Origin of the sequence: Providencia sp. Je.9.19 (genome assembly GCF_051129765.1) — a bacterium.
GTDB lineage: Bacteria > Pseudomonadota > Gammaproteobacteria > Enterobacterales > Enterobacteriaceae > Providencia.
Genome location: NZ_JBCPSS010000007.1, coordinates 70,553 through 91,299 on the forward strand (window position 1 = coordinate 70,553; position 20,747 = coordinate 91,299).

The 20,747-nt window shown below is 39.3% G+C and carries 17 protein-coding genes; 12 read left to right on the top strand and 5 right to left on the bottom strand.

Going from position 1 to position 20,747, the window contains the following annotated elements; translation table 11 throughout:
* Positions 1-94 precede the first annotated feature (94 nt).
* The 5 genes from AAZR93_RS18770 to AAZR93_RS18790 are packed head-to-tail and all read left to right on the top strand — an operon-like array spanning position 95 to position 6,719.
* A complete protein-coding gene (locus tag AAZR93_RS18770) occupies positions 95-1,474 on the top strand; it encodes an efflux transporter outer membrane subunit (RefSeq protein WP_434720722.1) in 1,380 nt (459 codons plus the stop codon).
* 11 nt (positions 1,475-1,485) lie between these two features.
* Complete coding sequence (locus tag AAZR93_RS18775) at positions 1,486-1,842, top strand: copper-binding protein (RefSeq protein ID WP_434720723.1); 357 nt, start codon at positions 1,486-1,488, stop codon at positions 1,840-1,842.
* 17 nt (positions 1,843-1,859) lie between these two features.
* A complete protein-coding gene (locus AAZR93_RS18780; protein WP_434720724.1) occupies positions 1,860-3,128 on the top strand; it encodes an efflux RND transporter periplasmic adaptor subunit in 1,269 nt (422 codons plus the stop codon).
* A 3-nt stretch (positions 3,129-3,131) separates the two neighbouring features.
* Positions 3,132-6,269, top strand: coding sequence for a CusA/CzcA family heavy metal efflux RND transporter (locus AAZR93_RS18785; protein WP_434720725.1), 3,138 nt, complete (start codon positions 3,132-3,134; stop codon positions 6,267-6,269).
* A gap of 48 nt (positions 6,270-6,317) precedes the next feature.
* Positions 6,318-6,719: a DUF411 domain-containing protein gene (locus tag AAZR93_RS18790; RefSeq protein WP_434720726.1), complete on the top strand. Its 402-nt coding sequence runs from the start codon at positions 6,318-6,320 to the stop codon at positions 6,717-6,719.
* A 523-nt stretch (positions 6,720-7,242) separates the two neighbouring features.
* On the opposite strand, the gene AAZR93_RS18795 is transcribed toward AAZR93_RS18790, so the two are convergent.
* Both AAZR93_RS18795 and yaaA read right to left on the bottom strand, forming a co-directional pair.
* Positions 7,243-8,238, bottom strand: coding sequence for an aldo/keto reductase (locus AAZR93_RS18795; RefSeq protein WP_294108292.1), 996 nt, complete (start codon positions 8,236-8,238; stop codon positions 7,243-7,245).
* Between the two features lie 253 nt (positions 8,239-8,491).
* A complete protein-coding gene (yaaA, locus tag AAZR93_RS18800; protein ID WP_434720727.1) occupies positions 8,492-9,268 on the bottom strand; it encodes a peroxide stress protein YaaA in 777 nt (258 codons plus the stop codon).
* A gap of 387 nt (positions 9,269-9,655) precedes the next feature.
* Between yaaA and tal the strand changes: the two genes are divergently transcribed.
* Together tal and mog are read left to right on the top strand one after the other, a co-directional pair.
* Positions 9,656-10,609: a transaldolase gene (gene tal, locus AAZR93_RS18805; RefSeq protein ID WP_294108296.1), complete on the top strand. Its 954-nt coding sequence runs from the start codon at positions 9,656-9,658 to the stop codon at positions 10,607-10,609.
* Between the two features lie 224 nt (positions 10,610-10,833).
* Positions 10,834-11,418 carry a molybdopterin adenylyltransferase gene (gene mog, locus AAZR93_RS18810; RefSeq protein ID WP_294108298.1) on the top strand — a complete coding sequence of 195 codons (585 nt, stop codon included), beginning with the start codon at positions 10,834-10,836 and terminating at the stop codon, positions 11,416-11,418.
* Positions 11,419-11,497: 79 nt separating this feature from the next.
* On the opposite strand, the gene satP is transcribed toward mog, so the two are convergent.
* Positions 11,498-12,064, bottom strand: a complete 567-nt coding sequence (gene satP, locus AAZR93_RS18815) for an acetate uptake transporter (RefSeq protein ID WP_294350725.1) — start codon at positions 12,062-12,064, stop codon at positions 11,498-11,500.
* 335 nt (positions 12,065-12,399) lie between these two features.
* Here satP and dnaK point away from each other — a divergent pair, with 335 nt between their 5' ends.
* Positions 12,400-14,313, top strand: coding sequence for a molecular chaperone DnaK (dnaK, locus tag AAZR93_RS18820; RefSeq protein WP_434720728.1), 1,914 nt, complete (start codon positions 12,400-12,402; stop codon positions 14,311-14,313).
* Between the two features lie 111 nt (positions 14,314-14,424).
* Positions 14,425-15,564, top strand: coding sequence for a molecular chaperone DnaJ (gene dnaJ / locus AAZR93_RS18825; RefSeq protein ID WP_294108304.1), 1,140 nt, complete (start codon positions 14,425-14,427; stop codon positions 15,562-15,564).
* Positions 15,565-15,631: 67 nt separating this feature from the next.
* Here dnaJ and AAZR93_RS18830 read toward each other — a convergent pair whose 3' ends face one another.
* On the bottom strand, positions 15,632-17,032 hold the full coding sequence (locus tag AAZR93_RS18830; protein ID WP_434720729.1) for an amidohydrolase: 1,401 nt from the start codon (positions 17,030-17,032) through the stop codon (positions 15,632-15,634).
* 60 nt (positions 17,033-17,092) lie between these two features.
* Complete coding sequence (locus AAZR93_RS18835) at positions 17,093-17,689, bottom strand: TetR/AcrR family transcriptional regulator (protein ID WP_434720730.1); 597 nt, start codon at positions 17,687-17,689, stop codon at positions 17,093-17,095.
* A gap of 181 nt (positions 17,690-17,870) precedes the next feature.
* On the opposite strand from AAZR93_RS18835, the gene AAZR93_RS18840 reads away from it, so the two are divergent.
* From AAZR93_RS18840 to AAZR93_RS18850, 3 genes are read left to right on the top strand one after another with little or no spacing between them, the layout of a single operon-like run.
* Complete coding sequence (locus AAZR93_RS18840; RefSeq protein ID WP_336430897.1) at positions 17,871-18,944, top strand: sugar phosphate isomerase/epimerase family protein; 1,074 nt, start codon at positions 17,871-17,873, stop codon at positions 18,942-18,944.
* The gene (locus tag AAZR93_RS18845; RefSeq protein WP_434720731.1) at positions 18,941-19,825 is read left to right on the top strand and encodes an alpha/beta fold hydrolase; all 885 of its coding nucleotides are present in this window, start codon (positions 18,941-18,943) and stop codon (positions 19,823-19,825) included. The genes AAZR93_RS18840 and AAZR93_RS18845 overlap by 4 nt, the downstream gene beginning before the upstream one ends.
* Position 19,826: 1 nt before the next feature.
* The gene (locus AAZR93_RS18850; protein ID WP_434720732.1) at positions 19,827-20,738 is read left to right on the top strand and encodes an alpha/beta hydrolase; all 912 of its coding nucleotides are present in this window, start codon (positions 19,827-19,829) and stop codon (positions 20,736-20,738) included.
* Positions 20,739-20,747 lie beyond the last annotated feature (9 nt).

Genomic DNA, 20,747 nt, shown 5'->3' on the forward strand with positions numbered 1-20,747 from the left:
TAATCTAACAGGATGTTCTTTTTACACTAGCGATATACAAATAAGGAATATTCAAATGGCGATACACAAATAAACATTGAGGCGCGGCTATACTATGTATTCTTCCAAAATATTATTAATAGTCAGTTCTCTATTTTTAAGTGGATGTGTTTCACTTGCTCCTGGATATAAACGTCCTGATCTAGGTGTTCCCAATAGCTTAGCACAAGATCAAAATTCATCTGTTGAGAGTTTTGACGTTAAATTATCTATTCCTAGTTGGAAGGATTTTATTGTAGATACCCAACTACAGCAGGTAATTCAGTTAGCGCTTGAAAAAAATAATGATTTGTTTCTAACAGCTTTAGAGGTTGAAGAAGCAAGAGTGCGTTTTGGTATTGCTGAATCTGAACAATATCCACAAATTATGTCCTCTATGAGTGGTGATTATAGTAAAGGTTTGAATAATGGCTCTACATTAGGAAAAAAATACAGTGCAGGTGTTGATATCAGCTACGAATTAGATTTTTTTGGACGTATAAAAAATTTGACGCAAGCAGATAAAGCCAAATTTTTAGCATCAAAAGAAATGAATCGAGCAACGCAAATTATTACGATGAAAACAGTGGCAGAGGCCTATCTTGATGTTATTTATAATCAACAGCTGCTCATTATTTCAGAAGAGACAAAAAAGAACTACTTAAATAGCCAATCTATTGTCATGCAAAAGGTGATTGCAGGTAATGCCAATATTTCTGATTTAGAGCAGGCTAAAGGGCAAGTTCAGGCTATTGATATTACAATTGAAAAAGTTAAGAGTGAGATCCTTAGAAATAAGAATTTAGTTGATTTTTTAACCAATGATTATACGGATAAACTCAACTCACAGACATTAAACTATGTACTAATAACTGTTCCTGAAAATATTCCCTCTGAAATTTTACTCGAACGCCCAGATGTGATGGCCGCAGAGCAAAACATTCTTTCAGAGAATGCCAATATTGGTGTAGCAAGAGCCGCTTTTTTTCCTTCAATCTCATTTAATACTGGGATAGAAAATAGTAACGACTCTTTATCTGGCCTATTTGATTCTTCTAATGGTATTTGGAATTTTATTCCTAAAATCACATTACCGATATTTACCGGTGGTAAAAATACCAAAAACTTAGAATTAGCCAATATTAGGAAAAATAAAGCGATAGTTAATTATGAAAAAAGTATTCAAGTAGCATTTAGAGAAGTTAAAGATGCATTGATATTAAAATCAAGTATGAAAAAACAGCTCATATCACAAATCGATTACGTTAATACGTTGAATAATATTTTAGCTCAAAAGCAAGTAAGCTATCACTACGGTGGTTTAAGCTATCTTAATGTTCTTGAAGCCCAAAGAGATTTATTTACAGGTAAACAAAATTTATTATTGTTAGAAATAGAACAGCAGAAGAATGAAATTAATTTATTCTCTGCACTTGGTGGCGGATTAATAAAATAACAAGGTTTAAAATGAAAAAATTAAATAAGTCTATATTTATAATTTCTATTACATTATTTTCATCAGTATTTTTTACCTCTGTAGGATATTCAAATGCACTCGAACATAACCATGGTGTTTATCCTGAAAAAACAGTAGAACCGATTATTCATACAGAAGGTAAATTAGTTTCTATAGATAGAGAAAATAAAAAATTAACAATAAATCATCAGGCTATAGAGAGTATTGGCTGGCCGCCGATGACAATGCGATTTACTTATGAAGATGACAGTATGATTGATGGGCTCAGTGATAATGACGAATTAAAATTCTCATTTTCTCAAAAGGGTAATATTTCATTATTGAAATCCATTGAAAAGAAAAACTAAATAGATAGAGAGATGTTATGTCACTAGTTAATCTGGTTAAGTTACTCTTGGTTGTTATTCTATCAAGTGCAGTTTCAATATTTCTTTATCGTTATTTTTTTGTAGTTGAAAAAAAAACAGAACAAACAGAAATTAAAGAGCGCACTGTTTTATATTGGTATGACCCGATGTATCCCAATACAAAATTTAATCAGCCGGGAAAATCACCCTTTATGGATATGGATTTAGTTCCTAAGTATGAAGATGAAAATAGTTCATCTATTAATACGAAAGGTATTACGATTAATCCAGCACAAACTCAAAATTTGGGTCTTAAAACTGTTGAGGTAAAGTGGGGAAAATTAAACTATGACTTAACATTTCCTGCTGAAGTTGCATTTAACGACCATCAATATGCTGTTGTTCAGGCAAGGGAAAATGGTTTTGTTGAAAAAATTTATCCGATAGCAATGGGTGAGCGAATTCAACAAGGTGCCCCAATTGCAGATTTAACGATGCCGGCTTGGGTTGAGGCACAAAGTGAATATCTTGCATTAAACCAAATGGATGCCTCACAAAAAAATCTTAATAGTGTATTAGAACGTCTACGTTTAAATGGTATGCCAGAGGGCGCAATTACACAGTTTATTAAAACGGGGAAAGTACAAACTCGATTTACCATTAAAGTACCGATATCTGGCGTTATCACAGCCCTAAATTTACGACAAGGGATGAATGTAACTAAAGAAGGTGTCATTGCTCAAGTCCAAGGAACTAATCCATTGTGGATTAATGCCTCTATATCTCAATCGGTAGCTGAATTACTGAATAAAGATGTTCAATTTTCAGTTTCAATTCCTGCTTATCCAACTCATAAATTTGTTGTGAATAATTGGGTGATATTACCGAGTGCGGATATTACAAGCCGAACAATTAATATTCGAGCGGAAATTAACGATGAAACTGATTTATTAAAACCGGGTATGACGGCTTATTTAAATCTGATCGCGCAGGGTAGTGAAAGTATGCTAATTCCCTCACAAGCTATTGTGGATTCGGGGACTGAGCAGCATGTCATTGCCATTGGCGAAAATGGCGAATTCATCCCTAAGAAAATTCGCATGATTAATGAATTTAAACAGATGAGCGCTATTTCTGATGGTGTGCAAGTTGGGGAACGTATTGTGACCCAAGGAATATTTCTCATCGATTCTGAAGCAAATATTGCAGGCGCTTTAGAAAGAATGAATGCACAGCAAAATGAAGTGGTTCCTGTTAATCATTCATCACATGAAGCTCAGGGGTAGATTATGTTGGAATGGGTTATTAGACGGTCGGTCGCTAATCGCTTTCTCGTTATGATGGGGGTGGTATTTCTAGTGATAGCTGGGATTTGGAGTATCCGAAATACTCCGGTTGATGCATTGCCCGACTTATCTGATGTACAGGTCATAATCAAAACTACCTATCCGGGACAAGCCCCACAATTAGTGGAAAATCAAGTTACTTATCCGATTACAACGACAATGTTATCAGTGCCTGGCGCTAAAACAGTAAGAGGTTTTTCCGCGTTTGGTGACTCTTATGTATATGTGATTTTTGAAGATAACACCGATTTATATTGGGCGCGCTCACGGGTTCTTGAGTATTTAAATCAGGTGCAATCCAAATTACCTAAAGGTGCGGTGGCATCAATAGGCCCTGATGCTACGGGAGTAGGTTGGATATTTGAATATGCATTAGTTGATAAAACAGGAAAACATAATTTAGCAGAATTACGATCTTTACAAGATTGGTTCCTAAAGTATGAATTAAAAGCATTACCTAATGTATCCGAAGTGGCAACAGTCGGTGGCGTGGTAAAAGCCTATCAAATTATTATTGACCCATTAAAGTTAACGCAATTTTCAGTGACACTTCCAGAGATTAAGCAAGCAGTCGAAATGGCGAACCAAGAAGCGGGAGGCTCATCTATTGAGATAGCTGAAGCGGAATATATGGTAAGAGCTAGTGGCTATCTTCAGTCGATGGATGATTTTAATAAAATTTATCTAAAAACAGCGCAAAGCGGCATACCTATTTATTTACAGGATGTGGCGAGAGTCCAAGAAGGCCCAGAAATGCGTCGAGGGGTTGCTGAGCTCAATGGGGAAGGTGAAGTTGTCGGCGGTATTATTTTATTACGCTCAGGTGAAAATGCACGTAATGTTATTCGAGATGTAAAACAAAAACTTGAAGATTTAAGTGCCAGCTTACCTGAAGGCATTGAAATCGTGACTACCTACGATAGAAGTATTTTGATAGATAATGCAATTGATAACTTAAGTTATAAGTTACTTGAAGAATTTATTGTGGTCGCATTAGTTTGTGCTATTTTCTTATGGCATTTTCGCTCTGCATTGGTTGCCATAATATCTTTACCATTAGGGTTATTTATTGCTTTTATTGTGATGCGCTATCAAGGTATAAATGCAAACATTATGTCGCTTGGCGGGATTGCGATTGCAATCGGTGCCATGGTCGATGCTGCTATTGTAATGATAGAGAATGCGCATAAAAAGTTAGAAAAGTGGCAATATGAAAATGAAGGAAAATCGTTAGATAATGCACAGCGTTGGAAATTAATTACCGACTCCGCAGTTGAAGTGGGGCCTGCATTATTTATTAGTTTACTTATTATCACATTATCTTTTATTCCTATTTTTACCCTTGAAGGTCAAGAAGGACGCTTATTTGGACCATTAGCCTTTACTAAAACCTATGCTATGGCAGGGGCGGCGGCTCTCGCGTTGATTGTTATTCCTATTTTAATGGGATATTGGATACGTGGCAAAATTCCAAATGAAAACAAGAATCCGATTAATCGTTTTTTGATCTCTGCATATAGTCCCATCTTATTGAAAGTATTAGCGTGGCCAAAAACGACATTATTGGTTGCATTCCTTTCATTATTTACCGTGATATGGCCTTTGAAGCATTTAGGTGGTGAGTTTCTTCCATCAATTAATGAAGGTGATTTATTGTATATGCCTTCGACATTACCGGGGGTATCACCCGCTCAAGCCGCATTTTTGCTACAAAATACGGATAAACTGATAAAAACTATTCCTGAGGTGGATACGGTATTTGGTAAGGCGGGTAAAGCAGAAACGGCGACAGATTCAGCGCCAATGGAAATGATAGAAACCACCATTAGATTAAAGCCACAAGATCAGTGGCGCCCTGGAATGACACTAGACAAAATTATTGATGAGCTCGATGAAACAGTGCGTTTACCTGGCGTAGCAAATCTTTGGGTACCCCCAATTAGAAATCGTATTGATATGTTATCCACAGGGGTAAAAAGTCCAATTGGTATTAAGGTATCAGGCAAAGATCTCAACGAAATCGATGTGTTAGCGCAGGAAATTGAAAAAGTAACTAAATCGGTTCCCGGTGTAGTGTCTGTTTTAGCCGAAAGGTTGGTCGGTGGTCGCTATATTGATGTCAAAATCGATAGAGAAAAAGCGGCACGCTATGGAATGAGTATTAGCGATGTACAAGCTTATATTTCAATGGCAACGGGCGGCGAAATGATAGGGGAAACAGTCGAGGGAATTGAGCGTTATCCAATTAGTATTCGTTATCCTCAAGATTATCGAAATAGTGTTTCTGCTTTACGTTTGCTCCCTATTTTGACACCAAATAAGCAACAGATTGTCTTAGGTGATGTAGCCGAAGTTATTGTACAAATGGGCGCACCAATGCTGAAAACTGAAAATGCACGCCCTACAAGCTGGATTTATATTGATGCGCGTGGTCGGGATATGGTTTCAGTAATTTCAGATATTGATGCTGCGATTAAATCAAATATTCAAATGAAAGCCGGATTGAGTTATTCATTTACGGGGCAATTTGAATTATTAGAGCGCGCTAATCAAAAACTTATGTTAATGGTTCCTGCAACTATTATGATTATTTTTATACTGCTCTATTTAGCCTTTAGACGCTTTAGTGAAGCATTGCTTATTTTATTAAGTTTACCTTTTGCGCTGGTTGGTGGTGTTTGGTTCTTATATTGGATGAACTTTCATTTATCTGTTGCAACCGGAACGGGATTTATTGCATTAGCGGGTGTCGCCGCTGAATTTGGTGTGGTGATGTTGATTTATTTAAGACACGCCATAGAAGATAAACAACAAGCTATGAATATTAATCATTTATCAAATAAAGAATTAGATAATGCGTTATATGAAGGGGCTGTTTTAAGGGTGAGACCAAAGGCGATGACGGTTGCGGTAATTATTGCAGGTCTATTACCTATATTATTAGGTACAGGTGTTGGTTCCGAGGTTATGAGTCGAATTGCAGCGCCAATGGTTGGCGGAATGATAACTGCACCATTGCTCTCACTATTTATTATTCCAGCTGCCTATAAACTAATTTGCCAGTCTAGAAATAAAAAATAACATTTTAATGGGGATAATCCCTTTATTATTGAATAAGGTTAAATAGTAATGAAAAAGATAATTTTAAGCGGAATACTGCTATTGTCATTCTCAGCATATTCACAAGCCAGTACCGTGCAATTATATAAAGATGCAAACTGTGGCTGTTGCCAATTATGGGGCGAAGGAATTCAAAAAGCAGGCTACAATGTAGTCGTTAATGAAATTAGCTATGAAGAATTAAATAAGCTCAATGATGAATTAAAGGTTCCCAATAATTTACGTAGCTGCCACATAGCAAAATATAAAGGCAAAATTATCGTCGGGCATGTGCCAGCAAGTAGCCTAACATCAATAGAATTCCTGCCAAAAGAGATTACAGGGATATCTGTACCAGGTATGCCTGCGGGGAGTTTAGGCATGGAGCAGGTTAGTGGGTTTAAGCAGAGTTATTCTGTCGTAACGTTCTAACCCGTCATACTTCGAGTTGTAGGGGTGTTGGCTTCACTCAGCCCCTTGGGTCACATACTGGTGTATGCTCCCCAAGATGTCTTCATTTGCCGCCTAGCTACAACCCGAATTATTTAGCGTCTAACCCGTCATACTTCAAGCTGTAGGGGTGTTGGCTACGCTTACTCGCCCTAGTCACATAGTTTGCCTATGTTCCTAGGGACTCATTTACTTGCCGCCTACCTACAACTCGAATTATCTAGGGTTTGCCCGTCAGGCTTCGTGTTGTAGGGGGTGTTGGCTACGCTTACTCGCCCTAGTCACATAGTTTGCCTATGTTCCTAGGGGCTCATTTACTTGCCTCTTAGCTACAACTCGAATTATCTAGGGTTTGCCCGTCAGGCTTCGTGTTGTAGGGGGGGGCTACGCTTACTCGCCCTAGTCACATAGTTTGCCTATGTTCCTAGGGGCTCATTTACTTGCCGCCTAGCTACAACCCGCATTATCTAGGGTTGCCCGTCAGGTGGGGGCACTTATTTGGAATTTAAATCGTATCTTCTAGAATTAGCTCAATTGCTTTGAGTTCTTCTTGGCTAAATTCACGATTTTTTATGATACCCATAGCATCATCAATTTGGCTGATACGGCTTGCACCAATGAGCACGGATGTAATTCGGTCATGGCGCAGTATCCATGCTAATGACATTTGACTGAGCTTTTGACCACGATTTAAGGCTAATTCATTAAGTTTTTTGACTTTGGATAAAACTGCTGATGTCAGCCTTTCGGGAGGCAATGCGGGATTAGCCGCAGCTCTTGAGTCAGCAGGAATTCCATTGAGGTAACGATCGGTCAAAATACCCCCCGCAAGCGGTGAATACGCGATGGAACCTACGCCTTCTTCTTCCAGTAAATCGAGTAGTCCTTCTTCCGGAGTACGCTCTAACATGGAATATTTAGGTTGGTGGATCAGGCAAGGGGTGCCTAACTGATTCAGAATGCTAATAGCATCTTTCGCAATATCAGCTGGATAATTAGATATTCCGACATAGAGCGCTTTACCTTGGCGTACAATTAAATCGAGCGCACCCATTGTTTCTTCTAAAGGTGTATTAGGATCGGGTCTATGGTGATAAAAAATATCCACATAGTCGAGCCCCATTCTTTTTAGGCTTTGATTAAGGCTAGCGATTAAATATTTTTTGCTTCCCCAATCACCATAAGGTCCGTCCCACATGGTATAGCCAGCTTTAGATGAAATGATCATTTCATCGCGATAAGGAAGAAAGTCTTGCTGTAAAACTTGGCCAAATTTACTTTCAGCGGATCCAGGTGGGGGGCCGTAGTTATTGGCGAGATCAAAATGGGTGATCCCTAAATCAAAGGCGTGTCTAAGCATAGCTCGACAATTATCGATAGGCTTATTATCGCCAAAATTATGCCATAGTCCTAATGAGATGAGAGGTAGTCGCAATCCACTGCGCCCGCACAGACGATATTCCATATCAGTATAACGATGAGATGATGCGACGTAAGGCATATTTCACCCCTTAAATTATTGATAGAAAACTTTAGCTATGTTGTTACCAAAATATTGTGATTAAAACATGGCTATAAAGATCTCAACTATATTGTCATAAGCACAAGAAATCAGCTGAGGAATCAATGCTAATTTTTCATTAAATAGATACGTCATCATTAATGTGTGAGTTGTGATGGAAAAATCATGAGAACGCTTGTAACGGTTGGGTATCCATATGTCTGAATACCCATACTTCAAACGAATCGAAATTTTAAATTTGTTCGGTACGAGTAAAAACTAACTCATTTCCTTTAGATTGGCTTTCATCAAATTGATAACCTTCTAAATTAAAATCAGAGAGCTGTTCTGTTTTGGTGAGTTTATTTTGAATAATAAAACGACTCATTAAGCCGCGTGCTTTTTTTGCATAAAAACTGATGACTTTATATTTACCATTTTTTTCATCGAGAAATACGGGTTTAATTATCGTACCATCGAGCTTTTTACTATTGATGGATTTAAAATATTCATCAGATGCAAGATTCACTAAAATTTGGTCACCTTGTTCTGCAAGTGATTGGTTTAATTGGTTAGTAATGATATCGCCCCAAAATTCATATAAGTCTTTTCCTCGCGTGTTTTTAAGGCGAATTCCCATTTCTAAACGGTAGGGTTGCATTAAATCTAGTGGGCGTAATAGCCCATATAGTCCAGAAAGGATACGTAAATGCTTTTGGGCAAAATCGAAATCTGCAACAGAAAAAGTTTCTGCTTGCATGCCAGTATAAACATCACCCTTAAAAGCTAGAATAGCTTGGCGCGCATTTTCTGGGGTAAAGTTTGTCTGCCATTCTCCAAATCGAGCGGCATTGAGTCCAGCAAGCTTATCACTAATTTTCATTAGGCTAGCAATATCTGCGGGAGCTAGTTTGCGGCAGACTTTAATCAGCTGTTCTGATTCAGTTAGTAATTCAGGCTGAGTAAATTTATGGGTCGCAAGAGGGCTTTCGTAGTCTAATGTTTTAGCAGGTGAAAGAGTAATAAGCATGACTTTAGCCTTATAAAATAATTATTTTCTTTACTGTAGCAAAAATTCATCTGAAATAGCTAATTGATGCAATAAGTAGAATCAATTTCTTTTATTTGCTTTACTAACATCAAGATAACCATTTTGCTTAATGGATTCAGTTTTAAATCAGGGTGCGAAACCGATTGCCAATCAAATAGTTGCCTTTGACTGTATTTCCTCACTTGCAGCAACCTAGATGCGTGATATTATCATTGAACGGTGCGGCGTTAGCCTCAATTCCTTTATATACACCGAGTAGTTCGAGTTATAGGGTCAGTAATGAAGAGGCATGATGCCAATAGGCTAATGCTAAACCAGTACACTTACAGCTTGAAGCATGACGGGTATAACAACGAGATTAAAGAAATGACCGATAAACTAACCTCCTTACGTAAAATAACAACAGTTGTTGCTGACACTGGCGACATTGAAGCGATGAAGCTGTATAAGCCACAAGATGCGACAACTAACCCTTCGCTTATCTTGAATGCGGCACAAATTCCAGAATACCGTAAATTGATTGATGAAGCGGTAGAATGGGCGCGTAAGCAAAGCAATAATCGTGAACAACAAGTTGTTGACGCTTGTGACAAACTGGCAGTTAACATCGGTTTGGAAATTCTTAAATTAGTTCCAGGCCGTATTTCAACTGAAGTTGATGCACGTCTTTCATATGATGAAGAAGCTTGTATTGCAAAAGCACGTCATTTGATCAAACTGTACAATGAAGCGGGTATCAGCAATGATCGTATCTTGATCAAACTGGCGTCGACTTGGCAGGGGATCCGTGCTGCTGAGAAGCTAGAAAAAGAAGGTATCAACTGTAATCTAACGCTATTATTCTCTTTTGCTCAAGCGCGTGCTTGTGCTGAAGCTGGCGTTTACCTGATCTCTCCATTTGTTGGTCGTATCCTTGATTGGTATAAAGCAAACACAGATAAAAAAGAGTTTGCACCACAAGAAGATCCGGGTGTTGTTTCAGTCACTGAAATCTATAACTATTACAAAGCGCACGGTTACAAAACTGTGGTCATGGGCGCAAGCTTCCGTAATGTTGGTGAGATTATTGAACTGGCCGGTTGCGACCGTCTAACAATTTCGCCAAACTTACTGAAAGAACTGTCTGAATCACAAGGTGAAATTGTTCGTAAACTCACTGATGCAGGTCAAACTTCAGCGCCAGAAGCTAAGTTAACGGAATCTGAATTCTATTGGCAGCATAATCAAGATCCAATGGCTGTTGATAAACTGGCTGACGGTATCCGCAAATTTGCTGTTGACCAAGAAAAACTTGAGAAAATGATCGCAGCTCTGCTGTAATTTTGTCATCTTTTCTTTAAAACCCAGTTCAACGTGACTGGGTTTTTTTATGTCTTTTTTATTAAATTAGCGATATTGATTAAGTTCTCAATTCAAATATTTAAGCAATGCCACACTGTAACCGAGCCCTCATCATGCTATGATATGACACCCGTTTATTCATAATTCCATCTCATATAGCGACAACATAAACGGCTTCTGATGATTAATTTTTTGAGGTTTGTATGAATGAACTGCGCATAGGTCTGGTTTCGGTTTCTGATCGTGCTTCAAGTGGTATTTATGAAGATAAAGGCATTCCTGCTTTGGAAGAATGGTTAGCAAAAACGCTGACAACACCTTTTCGTATTGAAACTCGCCTAATCCCTGATGAGCAAATTTTGATAGAGCAAACATTGTGTGAGTTAGTTGACGAGTTTGCCTGCCATTTAGTCTTAACGACGGGGGGAACGGGTCCTGCACGCCGCGATGTGACACCTGATGCAACACTGGCTATCGCTGATCGTGAAATGCCAGGTTTCGGTGAACAGATGCGTCAAATTAGCTTAAAATTTGTGCCAACAGCGATTTTATCTCGCCAAGTGGGTGTTATTCGTAATCAAGCATTGATTTTGAATCTACCGGGGCAACCAAAAGCCATCGCAGAAACGTTAGAAGGTTTAAAAGACAAAGAAGGTAATGTGGTCGTTTCAGGCATTTTTGCTAGTGTGCCTTATTGTATTCAATTACTTGATGGTCCATATATTGAAACTGACCCATCGATAGTTAAAGCTTTCAGACCAAAATCGGCAATTCGGGATGTTGAATAATAGACTGAACATTAAAGTTGCAGGTCAATGGTTTGTCACCGCTAGCCTGCAACTCGAATGATATTATTTAGTCAGATAATTAACTGCGCTGACCAATTGGCAGGATAGTTTTGCCGTATTGTTCATTTAATATTTCAGCCATTGCTAAATAGAATGCGCTGGCACCACAGATAATCCCTTCAAAGCCTGCAATTTTTAATAACATCGCATTACCGGTTAAATTACCGATAGCTAATAGTGCAAATAGCACGGTTAAACTGCCAAAGACAAATTGCAGTACAAAGTTAGCTTTGAAAGTACCTAGGAACATAAAGAAGGTGAAAATGCCCCAAACGATTAAGTAAATACCCAAGAACGCAGGATCGGTGGCTTCAGCTAATCCCATAGTAGGTAAAAATAGTAGACCCACTAAGGATAGCCAAAACATACCGTAAGAGGTAAACGCCGTTGCACCAAATGTATTTCCTTTCTTATATTCAATAAGTCCAGCAATAAATTGAGCAATACCACCATAAAAAATTCCCATACTTAAAATAACTGATGAGAGAGGGAAAAAGCCTGCATTATGAATGTTCAGCAGGATTGTCGTCATACCAAAACCCAATAAACCAAGTGGACCTGGATTTGCAAGAGAGCTGGAGTGCATATAACCTCTGGTAAAATATATAAAATTCAAATAGATATAAAATGTTAATTCCACCAAATTGGGGGTGGCGGCGAATCATACGCAGTTTTGGCTGCTTAAACAATGATCGAGAGGTAGGTTTTTTGGCAATAAATGCAAATTTTTTTTAATCATCCCCTTGATGAATGAATTTGTGGCCCCATCTTTAAGACATCAGCCGATTTCAATCTGAATTATTGCGTAAAGTAAAAAAAAGTTAGGCTCAGAGTGAAGACTCCCTTGAAAATGAAATATTGAGCCTCATATAGATTGATATCGAAATTATATTGAAACAAATTCCTTTGGAGGCGTATTAGATGGGTAAAATTATTGGTATCGACTTGGGTACAACAAACTCATGCGTTGCAATTATGGATGGTACTACTGCGCGTGTTCTTGAGAACAGCGAAGGTGATAGAACTACTCCTTCCATCATCGCATACACTCAAGATGGTGAAATTTTGGTAGGCCAGCCAGCAAAACGTCAGGCTGTGACAAATCCAGAAAATACATTATTTGCAATTAAACGTTTGATTGGCCGTCGTTTCCAAGACGAAGAAGTTCAACGCGACGTTTCTATCATGCCATATAAAATTATAGCGGCTGATAATGGCGATGCTTGGTTGGATGTTAAAGGTCAAAAAATGGCTCCACCACAAATTTCTGCTGAAGTTCTGAAAAAAATGAAGAAAACAGCAGAAGATTACTTAGGTGAGCCTGTAACTGAAGCTGTTATTACTGTTCCTGCATACTTTAATGATGCGCAGCGTCAAGCAACAAAAGATGCTGGCCGTATCGCAGGTTTAGAAGTTAAGCGTATTATCAACGAACCAACAGCTGCTGCATTGGCTTATGGTTTAGATAAAGAAATTGGTAACCGTACTATCGCGGTTTATGACTTAGGTGGTGGTACATTCGACTTATCAATTATTGAAATTGATGAAGTTGATGGCGAAAAAACCTATGAAGTTCTGGCTACCAATGGTGATACTCACTTAGGTGGTGAAGACTTCGATAACCGCTTAATTAATTATTTAGTAGAAGAATTCAAGAAAGACCAAGGTGTTGATCTGCGTAACGATCCACTGGCAATGCAACGTCTGAAAGAATCTGCTGAAAAAGCAAAAATTGAGTTGTCTTCAGCTCAACAAACTGACGTAAATCTGCCATACATTACCGCAGATGCGACAGGTCCTAAACACATGAACATCAAAGTGACTCGTGCAAAACTTGAGTCACTGGTAGAAGATTTAGTAAAACGCACTATGGAGCCAGTTAAAGTTGCTCTACAGGATGCGGGCTTAAGTGTAAGCGACATCAACGACGTTATTTTAGTTGGTGGTCAAATCCGTATGCCTATGGTGCAAAAAGTGGTCACTGACTTCTTCGGAAAAGAGCCACGTAAAGATGTGAATCCAGATGAAGCAGTAGCAATCGGTGCGGCTGTACAAGGTGGCGTATTGGCGGGTGATGTTAAAGACGTTCTGTTACTTGACGTAACACCTCTGTCTTTAGGTATCGAAACCATGGGTGGCGTAATGACTTCGTTAATCGCGAAGAACACTACTATCCCAACAAAACATAGCCAAGTGTTCTCTACAGCGGAAGATAACCAAGCGGCCGTAACAATTCATGTGCTGCAAGGTGAACGTAAACGTGCCGGTGATAATAAATCATTGGGTCAGTTTAACTTAGATGGCATCCAACCTTCTCCACGTGGTATGCCACAAATCGAAGTTACTTTCGATATCGATGCTGATGGTATTTTGCATGTTTCTGCAAAAGATAAAAACAGTGGTCGTGAGCAAAACATTACCATTAAAGCGTCTTCAGGTTTGAATGATGAAGAAATCGAAAAAATGGTACGTGATGCCGAAGCGAATGCTGAAGCTGACCGTAAATTTGAAGAGTTAGTTCAGACTCGTAACCAAGCTGACCAGCTGATCCACGGCACTCGTAAACAAATCGAAGAAGCAGGTGAGCAATTACCAGCAGAAGATAAAGCGAGCATTGAAACAGCAGTATCTGAGCTAGAAGCTGCACTGAAAAGTGAAGACAAAGCAGATATCGAAGCGAAAATTCAAGCTTTGGTAACTGCATCAGCTAAACTTCTGGAAATCGCACAGCAACAAGCTCAAGCAGGCGCTGCTGGTGCTGGTGCAGAAGCGAAGAAAGATGATGATGTTGTTGACGCTGAATTCGAAGAAGTTAACGATAAAGACAAAAAATAATGCCCTTAGCGGGCGCAGTAACTATAGCTAATAGTTGTTAATGGTTGCTGATACCGGACACGGGCGTCGAGGAAACTCTGCGCCCGTGTCCGCATGTTAAGGGTAAAATAAATGGCAAAAAGAGACTTTTATCAGGTCCTAGAACTTGAAAAAAACGCTTCAGAAAAAGACATCAAAAGAGCGTATAAGCGCTTAGCAATGAAATTCCATCCTGATCGTAATCAGGATAACAAAGATGAGTCTGAAGCCAAATTTAAAGAAATTAAAGAAGCTTACGAAGTGCTTTCCGACGAGCAAAAACGTGCAGCTTACGACCAATATGGCCATGCTGCGTTTGAGCAAGGTGGAATGGGCGGCGGCGGTGGTTTTGGCGGTGGTGCTGACTTTAGTGATGTTTTTGGTGACGTCTTCGGTGATATTTTTGGAGGCGGCCGCAGACAGCAGCGCCCAAGCCGTGGTTCTGATTTACAGTACAACATGGAACTGACTCTTGAAGAGGCTGTCCGTGGAGTGACCAAAGAGATCCGTATTCCAACATTAGAAACTTGTGATGTATGCCATGGTAATGGCGCAAAACCAGGTACGAGTGCGGATACTTGTTCTACTTGTCATGGTATGGGGCAAGTGCATATGCGTCAGGGATTCTTCTCTGTACAGCAAGCTTGTCCAACCTGTCATGGTCGCGGAAAAGTCATCAAAGACCCTTGCAATAAATGTCATGGTCATGGACGTGTTGAAAGATATAAAACATTGTCGGTGAAAATTCCAGCGGGCGTAGACACTGGCGACCGTGTTCGCTTATCTGGTGAAGGGGAAGCTGGAGAGAAAGGTGCACCAGCAGGCGATTTATTCGTACAGGTTCATGTATTACCTCACAATATCTTTGAACGTGATGGTAATAACCTGCATTGCGAGGTTCCTATTAATTTTGCCATTGCAGCACTTGGTGGTGAAATTGAAGTTCCAACCCTTGATGGGCGTGTGAAACTGAAAATTCCTGCAGAAACACAAACGGGTAAGGTTTTCCGCATGAAGAGCAAAGGCGTGAAATCAGTTCGTGGTGGCTTGCAAGGTGATTTAATGTGCCATATCGTGGTTGAAACTCCAGTTAAACTTAATGAGAAACAAAAAGAGTTACTCAAAGAGTTTGGTGAATCTCTAGGCGGCACTAGTGGTGAGAAAAATAGCCCTCGTTCAAAAAGCTTCTTAGATGGCGTGAAAAAATTCTTTGATGATTTAACTAGTAAGTAGTTGAAATTATTTTAGTTTAAGAAAAATGGCTGACCAATATTTCGTTGAGTCAGCCATTTTTTTGTTTTTACTTAACAGCTTCACCACTTGCAATCACAGTTTCACGAACTTGCTTAGCAAATTTTTGAGCTTCTTGGATAATTTCTTTTTCATCAACGGTTTGAAGTTTACGGTCTTCCATCAAAATTTTACCATCGACAATGGTATGGCGTACGTTTGCGCCGTTTGCGCCATAAACCAGAGCGGCAAATGGGCTATACATCGGCACCATATTTGGTGATTTAGTATCGACGACAATGATGTCAGCGAGCTTACCTACTTCAAGTGAGCCGAGTTTATCTTCCATATGCAATGCTTTTGCTGATCCCATTGTTGCCATTTCGACAACCGTGATTGGCGGCATCGCAGCTCTGTCCTTGTTGGCAAGCTTATGGACTTTACCGACGAGCCCCAATTCGTTCATTGTGGTCAATGTATTACTCGACATTGGGCCATCAGTTCCTAATCCGACTCGAATACCTTTTGCTAGCATTGCCGTAACCGGTGCAACACCCTTAGCTGATTTTGTATTTGCACTGATATTATGTGCCACCCCAACATCATATTGCTTGAGTAAGTCTAAATCTTTTTCATCCACCATGATGGCATGAGCCGCAATCACTTTATTGTTTAGTGCACCGATATCAGCCATATATTGAACTGGGCTTTTACCGCCGGTGCGTTTAGCGATTTCTTCTTGTTCTCTATCTGTTTCTGCTAGGTGGATCATGACAGGAACATCAAGTTCTTGTGATAACTTGGCAATCTTTTGTAAATGCTCCGTTGTATTGGTATAAGGTGCATGAGGGGCAAAAGCCGGTGTTATTCGTGGATGGTCTTTGTATTCATTGATAAAATTGACTGCATAAGTAATGCCTTCATCAGCATTTTTCGCATCTGCTACCGGAAATTGAATGACGGATTCACCAAGCACAGCTCTAAGACCAATTTTATCAACAGTTTTTGCCACTTCATCTTCAAAGTAATACATATCAACATAGGTTGTAACACCACCCTTGACCATTTCTGCATTGGCTAAATTTGCACCAATACGTACCATATCCCGAGAAACCATTTTACTTTCTAATGGAAAGATATAGCGATGTAAGCGGTCAGGTACATCATCTGCGAGCGAGCGAAAGACGGTCATCGAAGCATGGGTATGTGTGTTTATTAGACCTGGCATGACAATATCACCATCAACATCTAATACTTTGGCTGCTTGATATTGTTTTGCTAACTCAGGGCCGCCAACAGCGATGATTTTATTTTTATCGATGACGACGGTGCCTTGTTCTATGATTTTATTTTGTGCATCCATGGTGAGTACTGTGCCATCTACGATCATCATATCTGCAGGTTTTACTGCATAGCTAGCCATAGAAGCAGTTATGATGGATAAAGCAAGTAGGGACTTTGACAGTGACATAATGACCTCATTTCTGGTGAAATATTAAATATTCTTAATATGGAAATTATATGTTTTAGTTTATGAACGATAAAATTGTACTAAGTTTCGCAAAGAAAAATTAACGACATCCATTAATGTTTCTCTTGATGCACCATCTCGAGCTTGTACTGATAATCCATGAAGAATTAAAGAAAAATATTGGCCAAGAAGTTGAGGGTTAGCATCTTCAGATAACTGTTTTTCTGTTTTAGCTTGTTCGAAGCGCGTGATAATACCTTTACCGCGTTCAATTCGTTGTGTTGTCATCCATTCAAGTAGTGAATGATTTTCTTCGCTGAGGGCATTGGCTGATGAAACCACCATGCAACCCATGGCATGTTCTTTACGGGTATATAGATTTACCGCTTCAGTAAGCATCTGTGTTATGGCCGTCATAATATCTTTTTCGTGCAAAGCGATAAGCGCAAATCCACCTTCATTGGTTTCATAGTGAATAACGGCCTCACGAAATAATGCTTCTTTAGAGCCGAACGCTTTATAAATTCGAGCAGATGCGATGCCGAGTACATTAACTAGATCTGAGATGGAAGTGCCTTCATACCCATGTAGCCAGAAGAAATTTCGCGCTTTAATTAGTGCTTCATCTCGATCAAATTCCCGAGGTCTGCCAGCCATTGTCTATTCCTTATTCGGTATGTACGATTTTTATTATCCGTTGAAAATATTTTTTCTACAAATAAATCAATCATATTGATTGAAAATAGTCAGTACTCATCAAATTTTTTTAAAAAAAGAGTTGTGTTTATTATACAAGATCTCTATTGTTTGTCGATCGACAAACAATAGAGTAATTAAGATGCAAACAATTAAAGGCCCAAGTATTCATTTAGCACAATTTAGTGATGATGTTTTTCCTTTCAATAGCTTAGAAAATATTGCGCAATGGGCGTCCGATAATGGGTTTAAAGCAGTACAGCTACCCGCATGGGATAGCCGCTTGTTTAATGTAAATAAAGCCGCAGAAAGCCAAGATTATTGTGATGAGATTCAAGCTATTTTAAATCGACATGGCTTGGTTATTAGTGAGTTGACGACGCATATTTTTGGACAATTAATGGCGGTACATCCTGCTTATGATGCGCTATGCGATAGTTTCGCACCACCTGAATTACGTGGTAATACCGTTGCAAGAGGTGAGTGGGCTCACCAACAATTACTAGCCTCAATAAAAGCTTCTGCACGCTTAGGTTTGACCGATATGGGCACTTTTTCGGGTGCACTGGCTTGGCCATATGTATTTCCATTTCCACAGCGGCCAGCAGGATTAGTAGAAACGGCATTTGATGAATTAGCGCGTCGTTGGATGCCAATTCTAGATGCCTGTGAGGAACACAATATCAATTTATGCTATGAAATTCATCCGGGTGAAGACCTGCATGATGGGATCAGCTTTGAAATGTTTTATGCGCGAACTGGAAATCATCCTCGCTGCAAAATTCTATTTGATCCAAGCCATTTTATCTTGCAACAGCTTAATTATGTTGAATATTTAGATATCTATAAAGATTTTATTCGTATGTTCCATGTCAAAGATGCGGAATTTAATCCTACAGGCCGTCAAGGTATGTATGGTGGCTATCAAAACTGGGCTGATAGAGCAGGACGTTTTCGCTCAACAGGAGATGGGCAAGTTGATTTTACAACGATTTTTTCTAAATTAACCCAAAATGGTTATCAGGGATGGGCATCTTTAGAGTGGGAATGTTGTTTAAAAAATAAAGATGATGGGGCGAGTGAAGGTGCTGAATTTATCAAGCAACATATTATTCGTGTCACAGATAAGGTTTTTGATGATTTTGCTGCGGCACCTGTGAGCCAGTCTCAGTTGAATGAATTATTAGGAATAACACCAAGAGGGAGCAAACAATGATGCTAGATATTACTACAAATGGGTATTTTTTGAATGCTGTTGAGCACCATTATACAGTGATTGAAGGCAATAAATTACATTATGTAACTTTAGGTGAAGGTCCTGCTGTACTGTTGCTCCCCGGTTGGCCACAGACATGGTATGCATGGCGAAATGTAATGGAAGCATTGGCTGAAAACGGTTATCAAGCTATTGCTATCGACCCGCCGGGAACTGGATATTCAGCTTCATTAACAGGAAGTTATGACACAGGCCGGATTGCTGGATTATTAGCAAAGTTAATGGACTCATTGGGTCATACAGATTATCCGGTCATTGGACATGATATTGGTATGTGGGTTGCTTATGCACTCGCTACTGATTATTCCGAAAACGTTTCTCGTTTAGTGGTGACGGAAGCGGTGATCCCTGGTCTTGCGCCGTCTCCTCCTGTTTTTGTTGCACCAAATGAGAACATTTTTTTATGGCACTTCATGTTCAATCAAGTGGCAGATTTGCCTGAAGCGCTTATTACCGGACGTGAAGATATCTATTTGAATTATATTTTTGATAAATGGTCGTGGCATCGTGACAAGGTTGCAGCCGAAATTTATGTTCAAAGCTATCGTGTACCGGGAAGATTAAGCGCAGGCTTCAATTATTATCGTTCAATCCCAGAAACAATTCGGCAGAACATAATACGAGAGCAACAACCCTTAACTATTCCCGTATTGGCGATTGGTGCAGAACATGCAACTAAAGATGCGCCTTATGAAACCATGAAGAAAGTCGCATCAAACTTGACTAGCGCAATAGTGGCAGACTGCGGGCATTTTATTATGGAAGAACAGCCAAAAGAATTTAATGCACTCATCATTAATTTTCTACAGCAAGGTGAATAACATGGCATTACGGACTGAGATTGCGAATTGGTTGAGTTTGAGAGAGCTAAATCAGCCAGCAAATAGTCTTGAACAATTAAGAATAAATGTTGATCAAGATATTATTGAACAGCAAGGCATCCAAATGGATGATTGCTATCAAAACTCATTTTTAGTGACCACTGAGGATCAAGCGCAAATCGAAGTGCGTACATATAGTCCTTATGGGTTAGAACAGGATAAATTACGACCAGCATTGGTTTTAGCTCATGGTGGTGGTTGGTGCTTAGGGAGTTTATCTGCTTGGGATAGAACATGTCGATTATTGGCTGAATCAACACAGCAGGTTGTTTTTTCAGTGGATTATCGTTTATCCCCTGAATTTAAATTTCCAGTTCCATTGACTGATTATTTTACTGCACTTACTTATATTTATAAAAATGCGAATTTGCTTAATATTGATAAGCAACGAATATCTGTTGCTGGTGATAGTGCAGGGGCAAATTTAGCAGCAGCGGCTTGTTTATTAGCAAGGCAAGTGCCGGACATGACGATTAGTCATCAGCTACTCTTTTATCCAGCTTTGGATGCTTTGATGAGCAGTGAGTCTTATCAAATTTATGGGGAAGGTTACGACCTTACTGCGGCTACGATGGAATATTGCTGGAATCAGTATCTTACTGATCCTGCCGAACGTTTGAATGAACTTGCAAATCCATTAATGGCTTCATCTTTAGTAGGTTTGCCTGCCGCAACTATTTTTGTTTGTGAATATGACCCTGTTCGTGGTGATGGGGAACGTTATAAAGAGCGCTTATTAGAGGCTGGTGTTAATGTTGATTTCCACCTCTTGTCAGGCATGATCCACGGTGCTATCCATATGAATACTATTTGTAATGATATTTCTGATATCTATAAAAAAATAGTTTTATAACCATAATTT